Raw genomic sequence first — 16,592 nt, 5'->3', positions numbered from 1 at the left:
ATGACGGATAAAACCGATAAAGCCACCCGTGGCCGCCGCAGCAAAATCGACTTGTTGCCTGATGATGTAAAACAGCTGCTTGACGGCTTGCTGCGTGATGGCAAGAACAGCCAGCAAGAAGTGCTGCAGGCCGTGAATGAACACATAGAACAGCAAGGCTTACCCGAAGACTTGAAACCGAGCCGCAGCGGTTTGAATCGTTATTCATCTCGCATGGAAGCCATCGGCAAAGATCTGCGTGAAGTCCGTGAAGTCTCGCAGGCGTTGGTGTCGCAACTGGGTGATAAGCCAACGGGTGAAGTCTCCAAACTCATCCTTGAAATAGGCCGCACCCAGCTGTTTAAAGCCATGATGAACGCAAATGAAAAAGAGGGTGAGGTCGATATCGGGATGATCAAAGATGCCATGTTAGCGGCGCAGCGCCTCGAAAGTGCCGCAATGTCGAGCCATAAGCGGGAAAAAGAGATCCGCAAGGCGTTTGCCGATGAAGCGGCCAAGGTGGCGGAAACCGTCGCCAAGAAAGCCGGAATGACCGCCGAAACGGTTTCCAGCATCAAGAAAGAAATATTGGGGATCGTCTAATGGTCAAAGAAGCACAGACCCTCGAACCTCGTCCCTCTAAATGCGATACGACATTTACCTTTGACCCTGATGAGCTGCTGCTGGGCTACCAGAAACGCTGGATGGAAGATAAGTCGGTACTGAAGATTGCCGAGAAATCCCGCCGTACCGGTTTGACCTTTGCCGAGGCGGCGGATTCATCGCTAACTGCAGGCACCGCCAAAGGTCAAGGCGGTAGCAACGTCTTCTATGTCGGCTCGAATAAAGAGATGGCGCGCGAATTCATTGATGCGGTGGCCATGTGGGCCAGGGCGTTTAATAAAGTCGCCAGTGAAGTGCAGGAAGAAGTGCTCACCGATGAAGACAAAGACATCCTCACCTTTGTGGTGTACTTCGATTCCGGCTTTAAGGTTCAGGCGCTCAGCTCCAACCCGTCTAACCTGCGGGGCATGCAGGGCACCGTTATCATCGATGAAGCCGCCTTTCATGATCGCCTGGCCGAAGTGCTCAAAGCGGCACTGGCATTAACCATGTGGGGCGCAAAGGTGCGTTTAATCAGCACCCACAATGGCGTTAATAACCTGTTTAACTCGCTGATTAACGATTCGCGGGCAGGCAAAAAACGCTATAGCGTTCACACCATCACCCTTGATGATGCCTGCAGGGAGGGGCTGTATCAGCGCATCTGCCAGATCCAGAAAATCGAATGGACGCGACAAAAAGAGGACGAGTGGAAAGCTAACCTGCTCAACGATACCGCCACCGAAGACGATGCCCTGGAAGAGTATTACTGCGTTCCCAAAGCCTCCAGTGGCCAGTATATCCCATCAGTACTGATTGATTCCGCGATGAAGCACGGTCCTGACATTTTGACCATTGAAGCCCCAAAAGGGTTTATGGAATGGAGTGACGGCCAGCGCAAGGCACACGTTGACGACTGGTGTAAACGGGTCTTAAAGCCGGAGCTGGAAAAGCTCGATGCCAGCCACTCGCACTCGTTCGGGGAAGACTTCGCCCGCAAAGGGGACTTGTCCATCTTCGTCCCCTTGGGCATTCGCCCCAACCTCAGCAAATACGTGCCGTTCGTGGTCGAACTGCGCAACATGACCTATGACGGCCAGCGGCAAATATTGCATTACTTACTTGAAGGGTTGCCCCGCAAACGCGGCATGGCCTTCGATGCTACCGGTAACGGCGGCTATCTGGCGGAATCGGCCGCGCTCAAATACGGCACCGATATGGTCGATCAGGTGTCATTGAACGATCCCTGGTATCGCGAATGGATGCCGAAACTCAAAGCCGAATTTGAAGACCTCAACATCGACCTACCCCGCCATGAAGATATCAAAGATGACCTCAGCCACATTCAGGTGATCAACGGCGTTCCCAAAATCGACAAAGGCAAAAGCAAAGGGCAAGACGGCAAACAGCGCCACGGTGATTTTGCGGTGGGGTTGGCTATGGCCGTCCGTGCCAGTTGGATGGACGGGGCCGCGATTGAATTCACACCACTGCCTGCCAAGGGCGAACTGACCGAAGACGATGATCTGTACGCCGATCTGTTTCATGAACCAGGGCATGCGTTCGATCAGGGCTGTTATTAATCGCACTGTTATTAAAGAAGGAACTGCCACATGGCGACGTCAATAATTGAAGATTTATGGGGCCGCCCCATTGAAACGGAAGATCTGGACGAGCAACAAACAGAATCTGACTCTAAGCTGATCCAACTTAAACGCCACTTTGCCGGGCATCCGTCATCAGGGCTTACGCCATCGAAACTGGCAGGCATCATGAAACGTGCCGAAGACGGTGACTTGATCGCCCAGTGCGAGCTGGCCGAAGACATGGAAGAGAAAGACGCCCATATTCAGTCAGAACTGGCAAAGCGCAAAATGGCCCTGCTCAATATCGACTGGAACATTCGCCCGCCACGCAATGCCACAGCAGAAGAGCAGCGCGATGCCGACATGCTGCAAGAGCTGCTGGAAGATGCGACCTGGCTAGAAGATGCCTTTTTTGACATGGCCGATGCCACCCTCAAAACCTTTTCCAATCTCGAACTGAAATGGGAAATGATAGAAGGGATGCACAGCGTCACCGGCTACGACCACCGTGATCCGTCCTGGTTTCAGACTCATCCGGATAACCGCAACCAGCTGCGCCTGCGTGATGGCAGCCACGAAGGGGCCGAGCTGAACCCGTTCGGCTGGATCTCCCACACCGCCAAGGCGAAGTCGGGTTATCTAAGCCGCCGTGGTCTGGTGCGGGTACTGGCCTGGCCGTTCCTGTTTAAAAACTACAGTATTCGCGACTTGGCCGAGTTCTTAGAGATCTACGGTTTGCCAATTCGCCTCGGCAAATACCCCGAAGGGGCAACCGAGCGCGAGAAATCCACCTTGCTCCGGGCAGTCATGTCGATTGGCCATAACGCGGGCGGCATTATTCCCAAGGGAATGGATCTTGATTTTCAGGATGCCGCCGATGGGGCCAGCGATCCGTTTATGGCGATGGTCAACTGGTGTGAAAAATCCCAGTCAAAAGCCATTCTGGGCGGCACCCTTACCAGTCAGGCCGATGGCAAAACCAGCACCAATGCACTGGGTAACGTCCATAACGAAGTGCGGGAAGAAATCCGCGATTTCGACCTTAAGCGTATCGCCGCCACCTTAACCCGCGATTTGGTGTTCCCTCTGTATGCCTTAAATGGCAAAAGCTATCGCACCCGCCACCGTATTCCCCGTTTTGAGTTTGATCTCACCGAAGCCGAAGACATTGAGCTGCTATCAAAGGCTTTACCTGGCCTGGTTAATATGGGAATGCGTATCCCGCAACGTTGGCTTCATCAAAAAACCAGCATCCCCATAGCAAAAGAAGGGGAGGCCATATTAGGGCAACGCAAATCAGGCCAAAACCCGGACAGTGAAGGTGCATCCACCCCACCAAACAAGAGCCATAAACTATGAGCAACTCAACGTTCGCCATTACCTTGCCAGCCATGCAGTCGCCCCGGCGCAAACTGCATACCATCCTTAAAAAAACAGCAAGCCTCCAGCCGCTGTATCAGCAAATCGGCGACTACCTGTTAACCGTCCATCGACAACGTTGGCAGCTGCAACAGTCGCCAGAAGGGCAGTCATGGCTCCCGCTCAGTCCTGACTACCAGCGCAGCAAGCCCGCCGCCAGCGATCTGATCTTGGTATTGAATGACCACCTGCGCCAGAGCCTCAGCTATTGGGGTGACGATCAGGGGCTCAGCTTCGGCACCCCGCTCGAATACGGCGCAATCCATCACTACGGCGGCAATACCGATATGTCGCCGCAAAATGCCGCCATTCCCGCACGCCCGTGGCTCGGGGTTTCCGATGATGATATTGAACAGATCAACCAAATTCTGAAACAGTATTTAAAAGAACAATAAACACCGTTAAATGAATTTATATAGACTGCGTGTATGTGTGTGGGGTGAAGATTAAACTTTATCCTCTTATGAAAATCAGACAAACCTCAGTACTAACGAGCAGGGTTGTCAACACGTTGAAACAGGCACACTTTGCGTTGTTCACGCGTATCGTATAACCAAGTATGTCGACAATCATTATCATAACTGTAACGGCCAGTGTGGACTTGGTATGGGCCAAACTGAACACCCTGCAAGGATTGAAAACGGCCTTGGAAAAGTAAAGAAAAATGCAAATGCGGTCCTGTGGATGAACCGCCTTCACAAAGTGCTATTGAACGTTGATTCGCATAAACACCTAACTTGGTATCTCTCGTTACCCATTGGTTATTACCCACCTGAATCCCGTCCATATGATAGTAGTTAGTTGCCCATCCATTAGGGTTGATCACTCTTACTTGGCAACGAGACATCACAGTCACATAACCATCGTGTGCGGCTGTAACACTATAAGTTGGAGCTCCCCATTTTGGCCAATCATAAGACACATCTATAGATGACAAAGGAAACCCAGAACCACTGTGCGAATGCGGGCCATTAGGCACCCATGCGTAGCCTTGTCGCCATGGCCATTGCATGAGGCCAGAATCAGCAAGAAAAGGCATTGCTGATTTTACTTCTGGCGTTGGGATCAGCAGATCAAACCACATTTCATATTGACGTTGCCAAATATGCCAAGCAGCTAGTGTAGGTAGTTGCTGTGCCACGGCCAAAGTTGCGGGGTTGTAATTTTGATGGGTCAGTGATGTGTGTGAATCGTAGTAGTAGAAATGTTGTGACAGTTGATTTGCCACGGCTTTAATGTCATTAACTGTCGGTGTTTGCTTTGGATGAAGAATCGCCAGTGTCGTTAATAACACTCTAGGATCGACACCCGTTGCTCCAGCCCAATGCTGAAGTGGTTCTTTAAGCGTTTGCCATGAAGGTTGGGTATCCGCTAAAAAGCTATCGAAATCAAACGGTCGAAAGTAGGGCTGGTAGACAAAATCGTTATCACTGATCAAAGCACTTGGCAGTTTGCTGCTTGTTAACTTTGCCAGTGGGATTTCGTGGGGGGTGATGTTGGGATATAAAGAATGTGCCATAGCGCCACTACTTATACCTAACAACACTAATCCGAAATACATCTTTCTTAACATGAACGGGCTCCTTTTGCGCCAAATTGCATATCAACTTTAGTACTGTCTGCGCAATGGGGAGTTTTAAATGTGCAATTTTCGAAAGAGCCCACAAGTGGGTGTAAATAAATGCAAATGTGTGAATGGTTAATGAGTTTAAAGACATAGATGACAATGAAAGCTCATGCATTAAAATGCATCAGGTATTTGATTTCACTTACAATAATAAAAAAACATTGTCTATCAACCAATGGCACCAATAGGAAAAAAACTTATATCGCTCCAGTGGGTTCAGGATGGACTAACGATTAACGAAGTTGCGGCGCTCAGTGGTTACAACAATGTAAGTGCTTATATTGAAGCATTTCGTCAGCGTTTTGGTGAAACACCTGGTATATTTTAATCCAAAGTGAGCTAATTAGTTCAGACATGACAATCGTTACGCCCAGGCAGTGTTAATGGCCAACTTCACAAGTAACGTTTTGTTCTGGTTGCTAATCTGAATGCGCCTATCGACAGCTGAACTACCAGGCATCCCCCCCAATCCTTCAAGTTCGGCACCAATTTTGAGTACGGCGCGATTCATCACTTCGGTGGTTCATCCGACATGCGCCCGCAAAATGCCGCCATTCCAGCTCGTCCCTGGTTGGGTGTTTCCGATGCAGATACCCAGCAGATTTATCAGATCCTCGGTGATTTCCTGACTGCAGACTAAAGCGCCTGTAACCCGCGCTAAGCGATTGAGTGGCTTTCTGGTGCAACGGTGTGGATGGGAAATGGTTAAACGTTTACAGGAGGATTTAAACGGGAAACTGATTGATAAATTAAGAAGATAGGCTATCTAGATCCTATTAAGAATGAGTTAGCTGCAGCTTAGCTAACTCATTTATGCCCCCATAATCATTTAGATTCAAAACTCATTCACATATTGTTTATCTGGATTTGCCGTATCTATTCTATTGAGCGAGGCAAACGTAAGACTTGTTCCTCTCTAACTCACTATCTGATACAAAGTTAGACTTTCATGCTATTAAATCATTTAATTTCAATGTGTTAAATGAAAATGTAACTTTCGCGGTAAACTTTTATGGAAAGTGGTTATGTTATGGTTCATAATTTACCGTATTGTTTACCACTAATTAATTCTTAGAATTTAAAACAGGATTAAAATGGACAGCAAAATTTTGCTAAATTTCATTGATACAGCGTTGTCTGGAGACGTTCAAGCTGTACAGATGTCTTTGAGAAAGTTAGCCAGCAAAATAAGAACAACAGACCATAAACTCTATGAACAACTGACGAATCGACTCAGTAATACTGTTGCTCGAAGTGTACAGTTGAAAAAACCAGTGCCTGTAGATTCAGATAGCCGTCAAAATTTGGTTAGAATTGAGCAGCCTGCATTATTTGAGCAACAACCCATCCATGATGAAACAACTAGCCTGCACCTTAATCAAATAATCAGAGAACGTTTTTTAAGTGAGCAACTTTTAAACGCAGGTCTTCAACCAACTAAAAGTATCATATTTTCGGGACCTCCCGGCGTTGGGAAGACTATGTCTGCTCGCTGGCTAGCTTCAAAACTTGAACTACCTTTACTTATTTTAGATTTAGCAACGGTAATGAGTAGTTTTTTGGGTAAAACAGGAAGTAATATTAGAGCAGTTTTAGATCACGCATCTTCATATCCCTGCGTACTATTGCTTGATGAATTTGATGCTATTGCCAAACGTAGAGATGATGATAGGGAGCTAGGGGAGCTTAAACGACTTGTTACTGTATTACTTCAATCAATAGATGACTGGCCCGTTACCTCTGTTCTTATTGCAGCAACAAACCATGGTGAACTTCTAGATCCTGCAATCTGGAGAAGATTTGATTCTGAGATTAATTTTGAGCTGCCCACTCTGGATATGAGAGAAAAATACATTGAGGAGTACTGGCCTGAGTTTGCCGTAAATAAAACGTTTCTTAGCTCGCAATTTGACGGTAGTTCATACAGCGATATGGATCGTTCAATAAAGAGGATAAAGCGTGAAAGTATTTTATCCAATATGGAAGTAAGCACTCTGGTTAAAGAAACAAATAACCTGCCAATTGACCAACTCTCTATGAATGAGAAGAAACGCATAGCTGTAGAGTTACATTTGGCGGGAGAATCACAGCGCACTATTTCTGAAAAGCTTAGTATTAGTAGACCGACCGTAAAAAAAGCTATTGATTCGGCTAAAATTAGTTAATAAGAATAAGGAATATTTATGAAGAACGTCATCATTGGCTATGGTGAAACACTAACTGACACTGTTGAGATAAAGAGTGGTGGTGGTGATAAGAATCACCCCTATTCTGAATATGAATCACGAAAGAGGTTTGTCCAAGGTTTAGGCCAAACATTATCACAACTTGATTCTAAACCAGAAATTGAATGTGCCAATGGTGAAATTGTTGTTAAGTTTATACAACATCCGGCTTATTTGGCAAAAACATATTACCCCAAAAGGCTATTCCAAAAGTATGGTATGAATGATCTTGGTTCAAAACCAGTGATGGTAAAACCAGAAAAATGGGCTACAAAAAAGCATCCAGTGCAAGCTGTTTCATCATGCATCTATGTTTCAGGAACTAAAGCTGAATATCATAAGCTGATGTCTGATGTTAAAAGCGGTAATATTGATGGAACAACGCTCAATTCCATTCGTACTTTTGAAAGTATTTTGAGTGTTGAGCGAAAAGAAAAAATAAAAGCAATAACTCAAGAATCTAGCACTCTACGGTTGGAAGTTGTAATTCATGCATCTGAGCATGACAAATCTGTAATAGATGACTTTAAAAAATATCTTCACTATCTTGACGGAAACCTTGAAGAAGCTCGTGTTAAAGTAGTCGGTGGTTTAACTTTTGTACCTGTTAACTTACCTAAAGGGCATGAAGAAAAACTGGCTGATTTTTCACACTTAAGGGCGTTAAGAAGTGTTCCGAAATTGCGGTTTAATAAGCCGGATGTAATAAGAAACGTTATAGCAAGTGATATAGTTCTTCCTATGTACCAGAGCTTAAACAACAACTTTAAAGTCTGCATTTTTGATGGTGGTATGGGAAATGCACATGCGCTTGGTCCGTGGGTCAATGAAATAATACCTGAAGATGTCACTTCTCTACACCCAAGCTTATTGGCTCATGGAAGTGAAGTGTGTTCTACATATCTTTTTGGGCCCTATATCAATGAAAAGTTAAGCTCACCGTATACGAATGTGGATATAGTCAGAGTTTTATCACCGGATGATGATGATCCCGATTTATTTGATGTGTTAACTCGAATAGAAAATGTATTGAAGCAAAAAAAATATAAGTACATCAATCTTAGTTTAGGGCCACGTATGTCCGTTGAAGATGATGACGTGCATGTATGGACGTCAGTACTGGATCAGTACTTACAGGACGGTAATTGTTTAGCAACAGTTGCGATTGGCAATGACGGTGATTTGCCGGGTGAATTGTCCAGAATTCAACCACCTAGTGATATGGTTAATAGCTTGTCAGTTGGCGCATGTGATTCGACTGACGATACCTGGAAAAGATCTTCATACAGCTGCATTGGGCCTGGTAGAAGTCCGGGGGTAGTTAAACCTGATGGTGTAGCCTTTGGAGGTTCAAACGAAAATCCATTTATGGTTTACAGTCCTTTGACACATCAAATAATAGGGACTATGGGAACGAGTTACTCAGCACCTTCAGTTCTTCGTGTAGCTGCGGGTATTGATGCTATAACCGATTTCGATTTAACCGCGACAACAATAAAAGCCCTGATGGTTCATAAAACAGATAAACAAGAAAACGACATTAAAGAGGTTGGCTGGGGAAGATTCCCTCTCAATCCCGAAGAAGTTGTTGAATGTTTAGAGGACGAAGCAACTATCATTTTCCAAGGTACTTTAAATTCTTCTCAACATGTTAGGATCCCGGTGCCTCTTCCTAAGAATATTGATTGCACGTGGGTACATTTAAATGCCACTTTTTGTATAAATACACTAACCGATCCTGAACACCCACTTCACTACACGAGAAGTGGGCTTGAAATTACCTTTAGAGCTAATAAGGAAAAGTATCCTACTGAAGGGAATCATCCAAAACCGTCAAGCTTCTTCAGTTGTGGTGAGTTGTATTCCAATGAACATGAACTTAGAGACGACGCTCATAAATGGGAAACATGTTTATCAAGAAACAAACGATTTAAAAGGACTACGTTAAATGAGCCGATATTTGATGTTAAATATCGTGCTAGAGAGCAGGGAGCATCTGCTACAGAACAGCTTCCACCTATTCAATATTCTTTAGTTCTCACAATTCGCTCTCAAGGTGATTCGTCAATTTACAACAGCATACTGCAACAGAATCAGACATTGCAGCCAATTAGAATCTCTAATCAAATTCGTTTGTAAGAATGCAAATTATAAAGGACGGATAATAACGAACTATTGGTAGTATTTTATAGCAACACTGAGACCTAACTCAAACTAAGTCATCGGGGCTGGTCTTAGATCTCGGACCTTATAATTTCACATGGTTTCATGAATCTAAGCGACCTAAGTTAGATATAATCTATCTAATTCGTTTTTATCCTGCATCGGCTTAGTGTGAGCACTCTAAGCCGTTTCTGCCTAAATAAACCCTCATTCCCGAACCCCTTCCACCACGCCCCCTAGCCAAATAGCGCCATCATGGCGCTATGAAAACATCAAAACGCACTCAAATCGCCCAGGCAGTTTTATCTGCCAACCATACCGGTAAGGTTGCCGTACTGGCCGCTGACTTAAACCAGTCAGATAACGGCTGGCACCAGCTGCTGCCTGCGGGCAAGTTCAAAGCCCGTGACGGTCGGCCACACGATACCGCTGATGGCCATTGGCACATCGATGCCGATATTGCCGCGCAGATGATTGCGGCCACCAAAGCTACTGCACCCAAAGTGCTAATCGACTACGAGCATCAAACCCTCAATACCGCTGAGAATGGTCAGAAGGCAATTGCGTCCGGCTGGCTGAATAGTGATATCGATATTGAGTGGCGAGAAGGGCAGGGTTTATATATTCGCCCCGATTGGACCGATACGGCGAAAGGCCATATCGACGCCAAAGAGTACGCCTTTCTTTCTGCTGTTTTCCCCTATGACAAACAAGGTCGCCCGCTACTGCTGCGCATGGCTGCTATCACCAACGATCCCGGTGTAGTAGGTATGGAATCGCTGGCAGCGCTGGCGGCTGACTTCAACCTGTACGGTCAAACGGAGGATCGTAATGTGAATGATCTACTGAAAAAGCTGCTCGGCAAGCTCGGTATCGAACTCGCTGACGATACGCAGCTAACCGACGCCCAGGGCGAGGCGGCGTTAACCGCGATCGATGCCCTCAAAGTCAAAGCGGATAAAAGTGGCGAGCTGGAAACCAGTATCGCGACACTGAAAGCCAAACAAGGCAGCGAAATCGACCTGACGAAACACGTGCCGGTAGAAACGTATAACGGCCTGGTTCAGCAGATGGCGGTGCTAAAAGCAGGCTCTGATACCGGCAGCATTGAAAGCACCATCAGTAAGGCCAAAGACAAAGGCCAGATTGTTGAAGCAGAAGTGGACTACCTGACTCAGTTTGGCAAGCAGCAAGGTGTGGCCGCGCTAACCGCAATGTTAGAAAACCGCCCGGCCATTGCGGCCCTCTCTTCGCAACAAACGGCGGCCCGGCAGACTACAAACCAAACCAAGAACGATGACGATCTGACAGCAGAAGAGCTGGCCGTGCTCAAGGCGTGTGACCTTGATAAGACCGCGTTCCTGGCAGCCAAAAAGGATAACAGCTAATGGGAGAAGCAAAACGAACAGGCACCCGCCGAGATTATCCGGTCAAAGGCGGCCAGTACATCGCCGGTAATGCGGTGGTGATGTTGGCTGCAGGGTTGGCCGTCGGTTTCGCCAGTGCAGCCGCGACGGATATCTGTGCCGGTGTGTCGAATCTCGGTGTAGACAACACCGCGGGTTTTGATGGTGAAACCCGTATCGGTGTTGAGGTTGGCGAGCACAAGTTTCTCAACAGCGGTGATATCGCTAACGCCGATGTGGGGGCTGATGCCTTCTTTGTCGATGAGCGCACCTTGTCAATGAGTAGCGCCACCAATACGCGGCCCAAAGCCGGGGTGATCACTCAAATCGATGATGACGGCGTGTGGGTCAGCCTTGGCATCAAGTAGGCCGGGGCATACCGGATAGAGCCAAATAGTTTGGAGCAATTAACACATGGACATTAATCAAAAGAATTTAAGCGCCCTTTATACGGCGATTAAAACCGCCTTTAACACCGGAAGCGGCAGCTATAAAGCACTGTGGCCGCAGTTCGCGACCATGGTGCCTTCATCGACGTCGGCGGAAGCCTATACCTGGTTAGGTCAGTTTCCCCGATTGCGTGAATGGGTGGGTGATCGCCAGGTCAAGAAACTGGCCAGCCATGATTACACCCTAAAGAACAAAAAGTACGAAAGCACCGTCGCCATTCCTGCCGAAGCCATCGACGACGATGCCTATGGTGTGTTTATGCCGCTGTATCAGGAAATGGGTTACGCCAGTGCCTCGCATCCTGATGAAATGCTGTTTGCCTTAATGGCGGCGGGCTTTACCACCAAGTGTTACGACGGCCAGTACTTCTTTGATCCCGACCATCCGGTAGTAAACCCTGAAACGGGTAAAGAGGAGTCGGTGGCGAACATGCAGGCGGGCGCGGGGGTGCCATGGTTCCTGCTTGATACTCGCCGACCGCTCAAGCCGTTCATCTACCAGAAGCGTAAAGACTATCGCCTCAATGCGAAAACCGATGCGGGTCAGTCTGATCATGTATTCATGGCAGACGAGTATGTCTATGGCGTCGATGGTCGCGGCAACTGGGGCGTCGCGTTCTGGCAGCAAGCCTTTGCGTCAAAAGCCGCTTTGGATGACACCAACTTTGATGCGGCAGTCAGCGCCATGATGGCGTTTAAATCCGATGAAGGCCGTCCGCTGGGGATCATGGCTAACGTGCTGGTGTGTGGCCCGAGCAATCGCAGTGCGGCGAAGAAAGTGCTGGAAGCCGAAAACAAAGCCCAGGGCGAATCGAACACCAACTACAAGGCCGTCGAGTTAGTCGTGGTGCCTTGGTTGGCGTAGTGACTCAGTAGCGAGTTTCGAGAGTCGAGGGGCTAGTTTCGAGTTTCGAGTATCGAGTAACGAGAGCCTAGCTTCTCTCTACTCTCTACTCGCCACTCGCCACTCGCCACTCGCCACTTTTCACTCGTTCCTTGTCCCTTATCTACGGAGATCTTCATGTTATGGAAAAATGCAATATTATCGATAAAAAGCTGGTTGTTAAAAGCGTGGCGCACGATGGCTACCGCCGTGCAGGCATGGCGTTCAGCGCCGGGGAGAACATTCTGGCTGCGGGTACAGTTACCTGCTCGCAGCTGGCCATGCTTGAAGCAGATCCACGCCTTGCAGTGTCGTATGCCGAAGCAGGTGCGTCAGACGATACGCCAGGGGCACTGGTTCAAGGACGTATATCTGACGGTGTAAACAAAAAAAGTAAAGCGAAGTCGAGCAGCAAGAGTCGAGGAGAGTAACGAGACTCGAATCAGGAGATGCTTTTCCTCGGTTCTCGTCCCTCGCCACTTAAATTAGGAGCCCCCTATGTATTGCACCCGAGACGATATGAAGGGCCGCTTTGGTGAGCAAGAGCTGATTGCGCTGACCGATCGCGATGGCAGTGCCGGTGCCGTTGTAGATTCAGTGCTGAACCAGGCAATCGATGATGCCTGCGCCACCATCGATGGCTATCTGGGGGGCAGATACAGTCTGCCGCTCCACATTGTTCCTCGGGTGCTGGCGCGTACGGCGTGTGATTTGGCGCGTTACTACCTCAATGATGATGTTCTGGGTGATGAGCACCAGGTCGCCAAACGCTATAAAGACGCCATCAGCTATCTGGAAAAAGTGGGGCGCGGCGTATTGCAGCTCGGTGTGGACAGTAACAATGCCAGGCCCGAGAGCAACAACACCGCCACCATCACCAGTGCGGGCAGTGTCTTTGGTCGCGACCGTGCGAAGGGGTTCATCTGATGGCCGATTTGATCAAGCTAACGGTCGAGAGGTTGAAATTAACCGTTGACGCCAAGCCGCCCTGGATTGACGTCCATGAACTTGATTCGTTGACGCAGCTGGACTTGAAACGCAGCAAAACCGTCAGAACCCCGTCGCTGTATGTGTTTCAGGTCGGTGATGCTCCGCAGCCCGATGTGCGTGGCAGCGGAGCCTACCTGCAAACCGTTACGGTGACCGTGGGTGTGGTGATTGTTGATGCCAGCAGTAACAGTAAGCCGCTCAACTGGAAGCCGTTGCGCGATGAGCTGAAAAAACGGCTGTTTGGCTGGTCGGGAGATGATGAGTTTGAGCCGTACTGGCTGGGTAGTGGCCGGTTGCTGGCGGTAGAGAGCGGACGGGCGACATGGCTCGATCAATTTGTAACGGAATATACCGAGGATCAAAACGCGTATGGCTCGTAAAGAACGGAAAAAAATTATCGGCTTTGCCCCCGAAACAACCTATGGCGTCGATGCGCTGTCGGCAGAAAACATCGCCAATGGTGCGGTGATGAAGCATGTGCTGGGGCGTGAGTTTTCTATTACGCCGCTCGCCGGTGAATCTCAGGCACTGGAATACGATGACGGTGCTTTGGGCCAGTCAGCAGAGATCATGACCGAGGTGTATGTCTCGGTTGAATTCACGGTGGATTTGGCGGCATCGAACGATCCGGCCAAGGCTGCGCCGTGGGGCGATCTGATGGCGGCCTGTTTGCGTCGGGTGACCGAAGATGCAGTGAACAGCCAGACTGTTTACAGCATCGATGATGATGCCACCGGCAGCCTGACGCTCTATTACTACCAGTCCGGCACCTTGCACAAAGTCGTCGGCACGCGGGGCAGCCTGTCGTTTAACGCGGCGGCCAAAGCTTTCGGCGGGATCAAGTTTGTGTTCACCGGCCTGCATGTACCGGCAGAGGCGCAGGTCCATCCCGCGCCCGATTTTTCAACCTGGCTGACACCGCTGAAGATCGGGGTGCAGCATTCCAGCTTCACCATTGATGGCACAGCGGCCAAGCTCATTTCCCTTGAATATGATCAGGCCAACCAGGTGCCGTATCAGGAATATGTCGGCCATGAAGAGGTGATGATCACCGACTACCAGCCGACCGCCACCATGGTGATTGAAGCGCCGCAACTGGCAGAGCTGGATGTGTTTGCCCTGGCGCAGGCCGGTGATGAGCACGAGCTGGTATTCACCAATGGCGCAATCGGTAATCAGGTGGTCTGGCAAAGCCCTCGGGTACAACTTGGCCGCCCGACCTATGGCGAGCAGGAAGGCACCCAGACCTACAGCATCCCGCTGCGCATTATCGCTAATGCCGATCAGTTTATTACCCGATAGACAGTCAGCGAGGATCTAGTTTCTAGCTTCTCGTTACTCGACTCTCGCCCCTTAAAACTCGACTCTAAGGACTATTTCCATGTTCAAGCTCGTAGCAGACCGAAAAGTAAAAGCCTGGCCCGTCAGTATCAGTGTGCCGGTTGATGGCGGCAAGGTGGAAACCTTTGACATGACCATCGATTTTAAGCTGGTCGATAGCAAGACATTTAATGAGCTGAGCCGTAAAGGCGATGCACAAATGTTTGCCGAGGTGATCACCGGCTGGTCGGGTATCGCCGATGAAAGCGGTGAATCATTGGCATTTACCCCTGAAAACCTCAACGCGGCGTGTCTGAACCCGCACTTTACCGCCGGAGCCTTGTCGGCCTACCTGAAAGCGATGAGCGGGCAGGCCAGCACAAAAAACTCTTAGACGCAGTTCGGGCGGCCATTAAGCGCCAGCCCGCGACTGCGAAAGATGAGCAGGACTGGCAGCAGGAACTCGCCAGTTGGGGGGTAAGTCAAAACCCCGAACCCAAAGTAAATGATGATATTGAGGTGTGGCAGGAGCATGCCGAGGTACTCGAATGGTGGCTCACTATTCCCGCCTTTCTGCGCTGGAATGGCTTCTGTTGCTTGGGGATGGATGTCTGCCAGGTCAAAGCCGATGCCGACCTGTCTGGCCGAACCATCAACCCCGATGATTATCAAAAACTCAAATCAATCGCCAGCGTCATGGCCGAGGAACTGAACCTGCGTGAGTAAAGATCTGAAATTTACCCTGCGCTTTGACGCAGAAAACAAACAGTTTATCGGTCAGGTTCGCGGCGCTGACAATGCGGTTGCCTCCCTTGGCAACCAGTCGGCCACCACGGGCCGTCAGATGCGCACCATGAACCATCAGTCTGATGCGCTGGAAGGGCAGATGTTCTCGCTGCGCAATCAGCTGCTGGGTGTCGCCGCCGGGTTTTCAGCGGTCGCCGCCGCCCAGAAGGCCACCGATAGGCCGGGAGCCTTGCTCAATGAGGCCGGGCAAGACCGTCTAGTGCAAATGCAGCAGCAAGTGCCTCAAAACAAACGCGATATCGAGGCGTTCTACGCCGAATCAGACGAAATCAACGGCGCATGGCTGATGCGGCTGGCGATGCAGGCCGACATGGAAAATCAGGCCAAGATCCGTGAAGAGTATGCTTTTGATGATCGCCTGGCGCGGCTCTCCCAGTCATTTCAATCTGCCTATGCGCAAGCCCAAGAGAACCAGCAGCTACAAGATGAGCTGGAACGGGAGTATTTCGCCAATCGGGAAATACTGCGGGCTGACCATGAAGCCAACTTAACCGATATTGATAAGCAGGCCACCGACGAGCGGGCGGCGTATCAGGCGCAGGTTGCCGAATCGACCCTGACGTTTACCCAGCAGCAGCTCAGCATAACCACCAACTTTTTAAAGCAAGCCGGTGAAGAGCAGGGCGGTTTCTATCGGGTGCTGTTTGCGGCCCAGAAACTGGCGGCCATTCCGTCGATGATCATGGCTACCGAAGAGGCGGCCACCAAGGCGTTAAGCTTCGGGCCGCCGCCGGTTGGGATGGCGCTGTCAACGGCGGTGCGCACCATGGGTTATGCCTCGGTGGGGATTGTTGCCGGGCAGGCGCTGGCAGGTCAGGCCCACGACGGGATCAACCGCGTACCGGCGCAGAACGAAGGCACCTGGATGCTGCGCAAAGACGAAATGGTCTTAAACCCGGCCCAGGCCGACAACTTCCGCTGGATGGTCACAGCCATGCAGCAGATGAAAACCATGCAGAGCCAGCAACAACAGGCAATGCAGTACGGTGGAAGCCCGAATGTCAATGTCGCCGCCCCGCCGGTGCATGTGGCGTTCCTCGATAACCAGCAGCAGCTGAAAGCGTATCTGCGCAGCGACTCCGGCGAGCAGGCGGTGGTGAAAATCGTACAGCGAAATAAGGCGAGTTTTTAAATA

The 16,592-nt window shown here is 49.5% G+C and carries 19 protein-coding genes; 18 read left to right on the top strand and 1 reads right to left on the bottom strand.

Going from position 1 to position 16,592, the window contains the following annotated elements; genetic code table 11:
• Genes R3289_RS02575 through R3289_RS02560 form a run of 4 tightly spaced genes read left to right on the top strand, consistent with a single transcriptional unit; the run spans position 1 to position 3,982 of the window.
• A complete protein-coding gene (locus tag R3289_RS02575; RefSeq protein ID WP_318923876.1) occupies positions 1-582 on the top strand; it encodes a DUF3486 family protein in 582 nt (193 codons plus the stop codon).
• A complete protein-coding gene (locus R3289_RS02570) occupies positions 582-2,165 on the top strand; it encodes a terminase large subunit domain-containing protein (RefSeq protein ID WP_318923875.1) in 1,584 nt (527 codons plus the stop codon). The genes R3289_RS02575 and R3289_RS02570 overlap by 1 nt, the downstream gene beginning before the upstream one ends.
• A gap of 30 nt (positions 2,166-2,195) precedes the next feature.
• Positions 2,196-3,527, top strand: coding sequence for a DUF935 domain-containing protein (locus R3289_RS02565; RefSeq protein WP_318923874.1), 1,332 nt, complete (start codon positions 2,196-2,198; stop codon positions 3,525-3,527).
• Positions 3,524-3,982, top strand: a complete 459-nt coding sequence (locus tag R3289_RS02560) for a phage virion morphogenesis protein (RefSeq protein WP_318923872.1) — start codon at positions 3,524-3,526, stop codon at positions 3,980-3,982. The genes R3289_RS02565 and R3289_RS02560 overlap by 4 nt, the downstream gene beginning before the upstream one ends.
• Positions 3,983-4,074: 92 nt before the next feature.
• Here R3289_RS02560 and R3289_RS02555 read toward each other — a convergent pair whose 3' ends face one another.
• Positions 4,075-5,160, bottom strand: coding sequence for a M23 family metallopeptidase (locus tag R3289_RS02555; RefSeq protein ID WP_318923871.1), 1,086 nt, complete (start codon positions 5,158-5,160; stop codon positions 4,075-4,077).
• Positions 5,161-5,389: 229 nt separating this feature from the next.
• Here R3289_RS02555 and R3289_RS20515 point away from each other — a divergent pair, with 229 nt between their 5' ends.
• From R3289_RS20515 to R3289_RS02490, 14 genes are all read left to right on the top strand, one after another.
• Positions 5,390-5,542, top strand: a complete 153-nt coding sequence (locus tag R3289_RS20515) for a helix-turn-helix domain-containing protein (RefSeq protein ID WP_413466653.1) — start codon at positions 5,390-5,392, stop codon at positions 5,540-5,542.
• 177 nt (positions 5,543-5,719) lie between these two features.
• On the top strand, positions 5,720-5,854 hold the full coding sequence (locus R3289_RS02550) for a phage virion morphogenesis protein (RefSeq protein WP_413466657.1): 135 nt from the start codon (positions 5,720-5,722) through the stop codon (positions 5,852-5,854).
• 454 nt (positions 5,855-6,308) lie between these two features.
• Positions 6,309-7,379: an ATP-binding protein gene (locus R3289_RS02545; RefSeq protein WP_318923870.1), complete on the top strand. Its 1,071-nt coding sequence runs from the start codon at positions 6,309-6,311 to the stop codon at positions 7,377-7,379.
• Between the two features lie 18 nt (positions 7,380-7,397).
• Positions 7,398-9,578 (top strand): S8 family peptidase, encoded by a 2,181-nt coding sequence (locus R3289_RS02540; protein ID WP_318923868.1) that lies wholly within the window; start codon positions 7,398-7,400, stop codon positions 9,576-9,578.
• A gap of 287 nt (positions 9,579-9,865) precedes the next feature.
• Positions 9,866-10,990 carry a phage protease gene (locus R3289_RS02535; RefSeq protein ID WP_318923867.1) on the top strand — a complete coding sequence of 375 codons (1,125 nt, stop codon included), beginning with the start codon at positions 9,866-9,868 and terminating at the stop codon, positions 10,988-10,990.
• Positions 10,990-11,376, top strand: coding sequence for a hypothetical protein (locus R3289_RS02530; RefSeq protein ID WP_318923866.1), 387 nt, complete (start codon positions 10,990-10,992; stop codon positions 11,374-11,376). Before R3289_RS02535 ends, R3289_RS02530 begins: the two co-directional genes overlap by 1 nt.
• 46 nt (positions 11,377-11,422) lie before the next feature.
• The gene (locus tag R3289_RS02525; protein WP_318923864.1) at positions 11,423-12,322 is read left to right on the top strand and encodes a Mu-like prophage major head subunit gpT family protein; all 900 of its coding nucleotides are present in this window, start codon (positions 11,423-11,425) and stop codon (positions 12,320-12,322) included.
• Between the two features lie 161 nt (positions 12,323-12,483).
• Positions 12,484-12,771, top strand: a complete 288-nt coding sequence (locus tag R3289_RS02520; RefSeq protein WP_318923863.1) for an HI1506-related protein — start codon at positions 12,484-12,486, stop codon at positions 12,769-12,771.
• Between the two features lie 67 nt (positions 12,772-12,838).
• Positions 12,839-13,267: a gp436 family protein gene (locus tag R3289_RS02515; RefSeq protein ID WP_318923862.1), complete on the top strand. Its 429-nt coding sequence runs from the start codon at positions 12,839-12,841 to the stop codon at positions 13,265-13,267.
• Positions 13,267-13,710 carry a hypothetical protein gene (locus tag R3289_RS02510; RefSeq protein ID WP_318923860.1) on the top strand — a complete coding sequence of 148 codons (444 nt, stop codon included), beginning with the start codon at positions 13,267-13,269 and terminating at the stop codon, positions 13,708-13,710. The genes R3289_RS02515 and R3289_RS02510 overlap by 1 nt, the downstream gene beginning before the upstream one ends.
• The gene (locus tag R3289_RS02505) at positions 13,700-14,632 is read left to right on the top strand and encodes a phage tail tube protein (protein ID WP_318923859.1); all 933 of its coding nucleotides are present in this window, start codon (positions 13,700-13,702) and stop codon (positions 14,630-14,632) included. The genes R3289_RS02510 and R3289_RS02505 overlap by 11 nt, the downstream gene beginning before the upstream one ends.
• A 79-nt stretch (positions 14,633-14,711) precedes the next feature.
• Entirely contained in the window at positions 14,712-15,044 is a 333-nt protein-coding gene (locus tag R3289_RS02500) for a hypothetical protein (protein ID WP_318923857.1), read from the top strand.
• The gene (locus tag R3289_RS02495) at positions 14,960-15,376 is read left to right on the top strand and encodes a hypothetical protein (RefSeq protein ID WP_318923855.1); all 417 of its coding nucleotides are present in this window, start codon (positions 14,960-14,962) and stop codon (positions 15,374-15,376) included. The genes R3289_RS02500 and R3289_RS02495 overlap by 85 nt, the downstream gene beginning before the upstream one ends.
• Positions 15,369-16,589 carry a hypothetical protein gene (locus R3289_RS02490; protein WP_318923854.1) on the top strand — a complete coding sequence of 407 codons (1,221 nt, stop codon included), beginning with the start codon at positions 15,369-15,371 and terminating at the stop codon, positions 16,587-16,589. Before R3289_RS02495 ends, R3289_RS02490 begins: the two co-directional genes overlap by 8 nt.
• Positions 16,590-16,592 lie beyond the last annotated feature (3 nt).

Source organism: Photobacterium sp. (genome assembly GCF_033720175.1).
In the GTDB taxonomy this organism is placed as follows: domain Bacteria; phylum Pseudomonadota; class Gammaproteobacteria; order Enterobacterales; family Vibrionaceae; genus Photobacterium.
Note: the sequence above shows the minus strand (reverse complement) of the source record. Positions and strands in the feature narration are given on the sequence as shown.

Coding starts and splice junctions, on each gene's coding strand:
- R3289_RS02530 (WP_318923866.1), top strand. CDS start 10,990: ATGGGAGAAGCAAAACGAACAGGCACCCGCCGAGATTATCCGGTCAAA.
- R3289_RS20515 (WP_413466653.1), top strand. CDS start 5,390: ATGGCACCAATAGGAAAAAAACTTATATCGCTCCAGTGGGTTCAGGAT.
- R3289_RS02570 (WP_318923875.1), top strand. CDS start 582: ATGGTCAAAGAAGCACAGACCCTCGAACCTCGTCCCTCTAAATGCGAT.
- R3289_RS02500 (WP_318923857.1), top strand. CDS start 14,712: ATGTTCAAGCTCGTAGCAGACCGAAAAGTAAAAGCCTGGCCCGTCAGT.
- R3289_RS02555 (WP_318923871.1), bottom strand. CDS start 5,160: ATGTTAAGAAAGATGTATTTCGGATTAGTGTTGTTAGGTATAAGTAGT.
- R3289_RS02540 (WP_318923868.1), top strand. CDS start 7,398: ATGAAGAACGTCATCATTGGCTATGGTGAAACACTAACTGACACTGTT.
- R3289_RS02560 (WP_318923872.1), top strand. CDS start 3,524: ATGAGCAACTCAACGTTCGCCATTACCTTGCCAGCCATGCAGTCGCCC.
- R3289_RS02535 (WP_318923867.1), top strand. CDS start 9,866: ATGAAAACATCAAAACGCACTCAAATCGCCCAGGCAGTTTTATCTGCC.
- R3289_RS02505 (WP_318923859.1), top strand. CDS start 13,700: ATGGCTCGTAAAGAACGGAAAAAAATTATCGGCTTTGCCCCCGAAACA.
- R3289_RS02575 (WP_318923876.1), top strand. CDS start 1: ATGACGGATAAAACCGATAAAGCCACCCGTGGCCGCCGCAGCAAAATC.
- R3289_RS02515 (WP_318923862.1), top strand. CDS start 12,839: ATGTATTGCACCCGAGACGATATGAAGGGCCGCTTTGGTGAGCAAGAG.
- R3289_RS02545 (WP_318923870.1), top strand. CDS start 6,309: ATGGACAGCAAAATTTTGCTAAATTTCATTGATACAGCGTTGTCTGGA.
- R3289_RS02510 (WP_318923860.1), top strand. CDS start 13,267: ATGGCCGATTTGATCAAGCTAACGGTCGAGAGGTTGAAATTAACCGTT.
- R3289_RS02565 (WP_318923874.1), top strand. CDS start 2,196: ATGGCGACGTCAATAATTGAAGATTTATGGGGCCGCCCCATTGAAACG.
- R3289_RS02520 (WP_318923863.1), top strand. CDS start 12,484: ATGGAAAAATGCAATATTATCGATAAAAAGCTGGTTGTTAAAAGCGTG.
- R3289_RS02525 (WP_318923864.1), top strand. CDS start 11,423: ATGGACATTAATCAAAAGAATTTAAGCGCCCTTTATACGGCGATTAAA.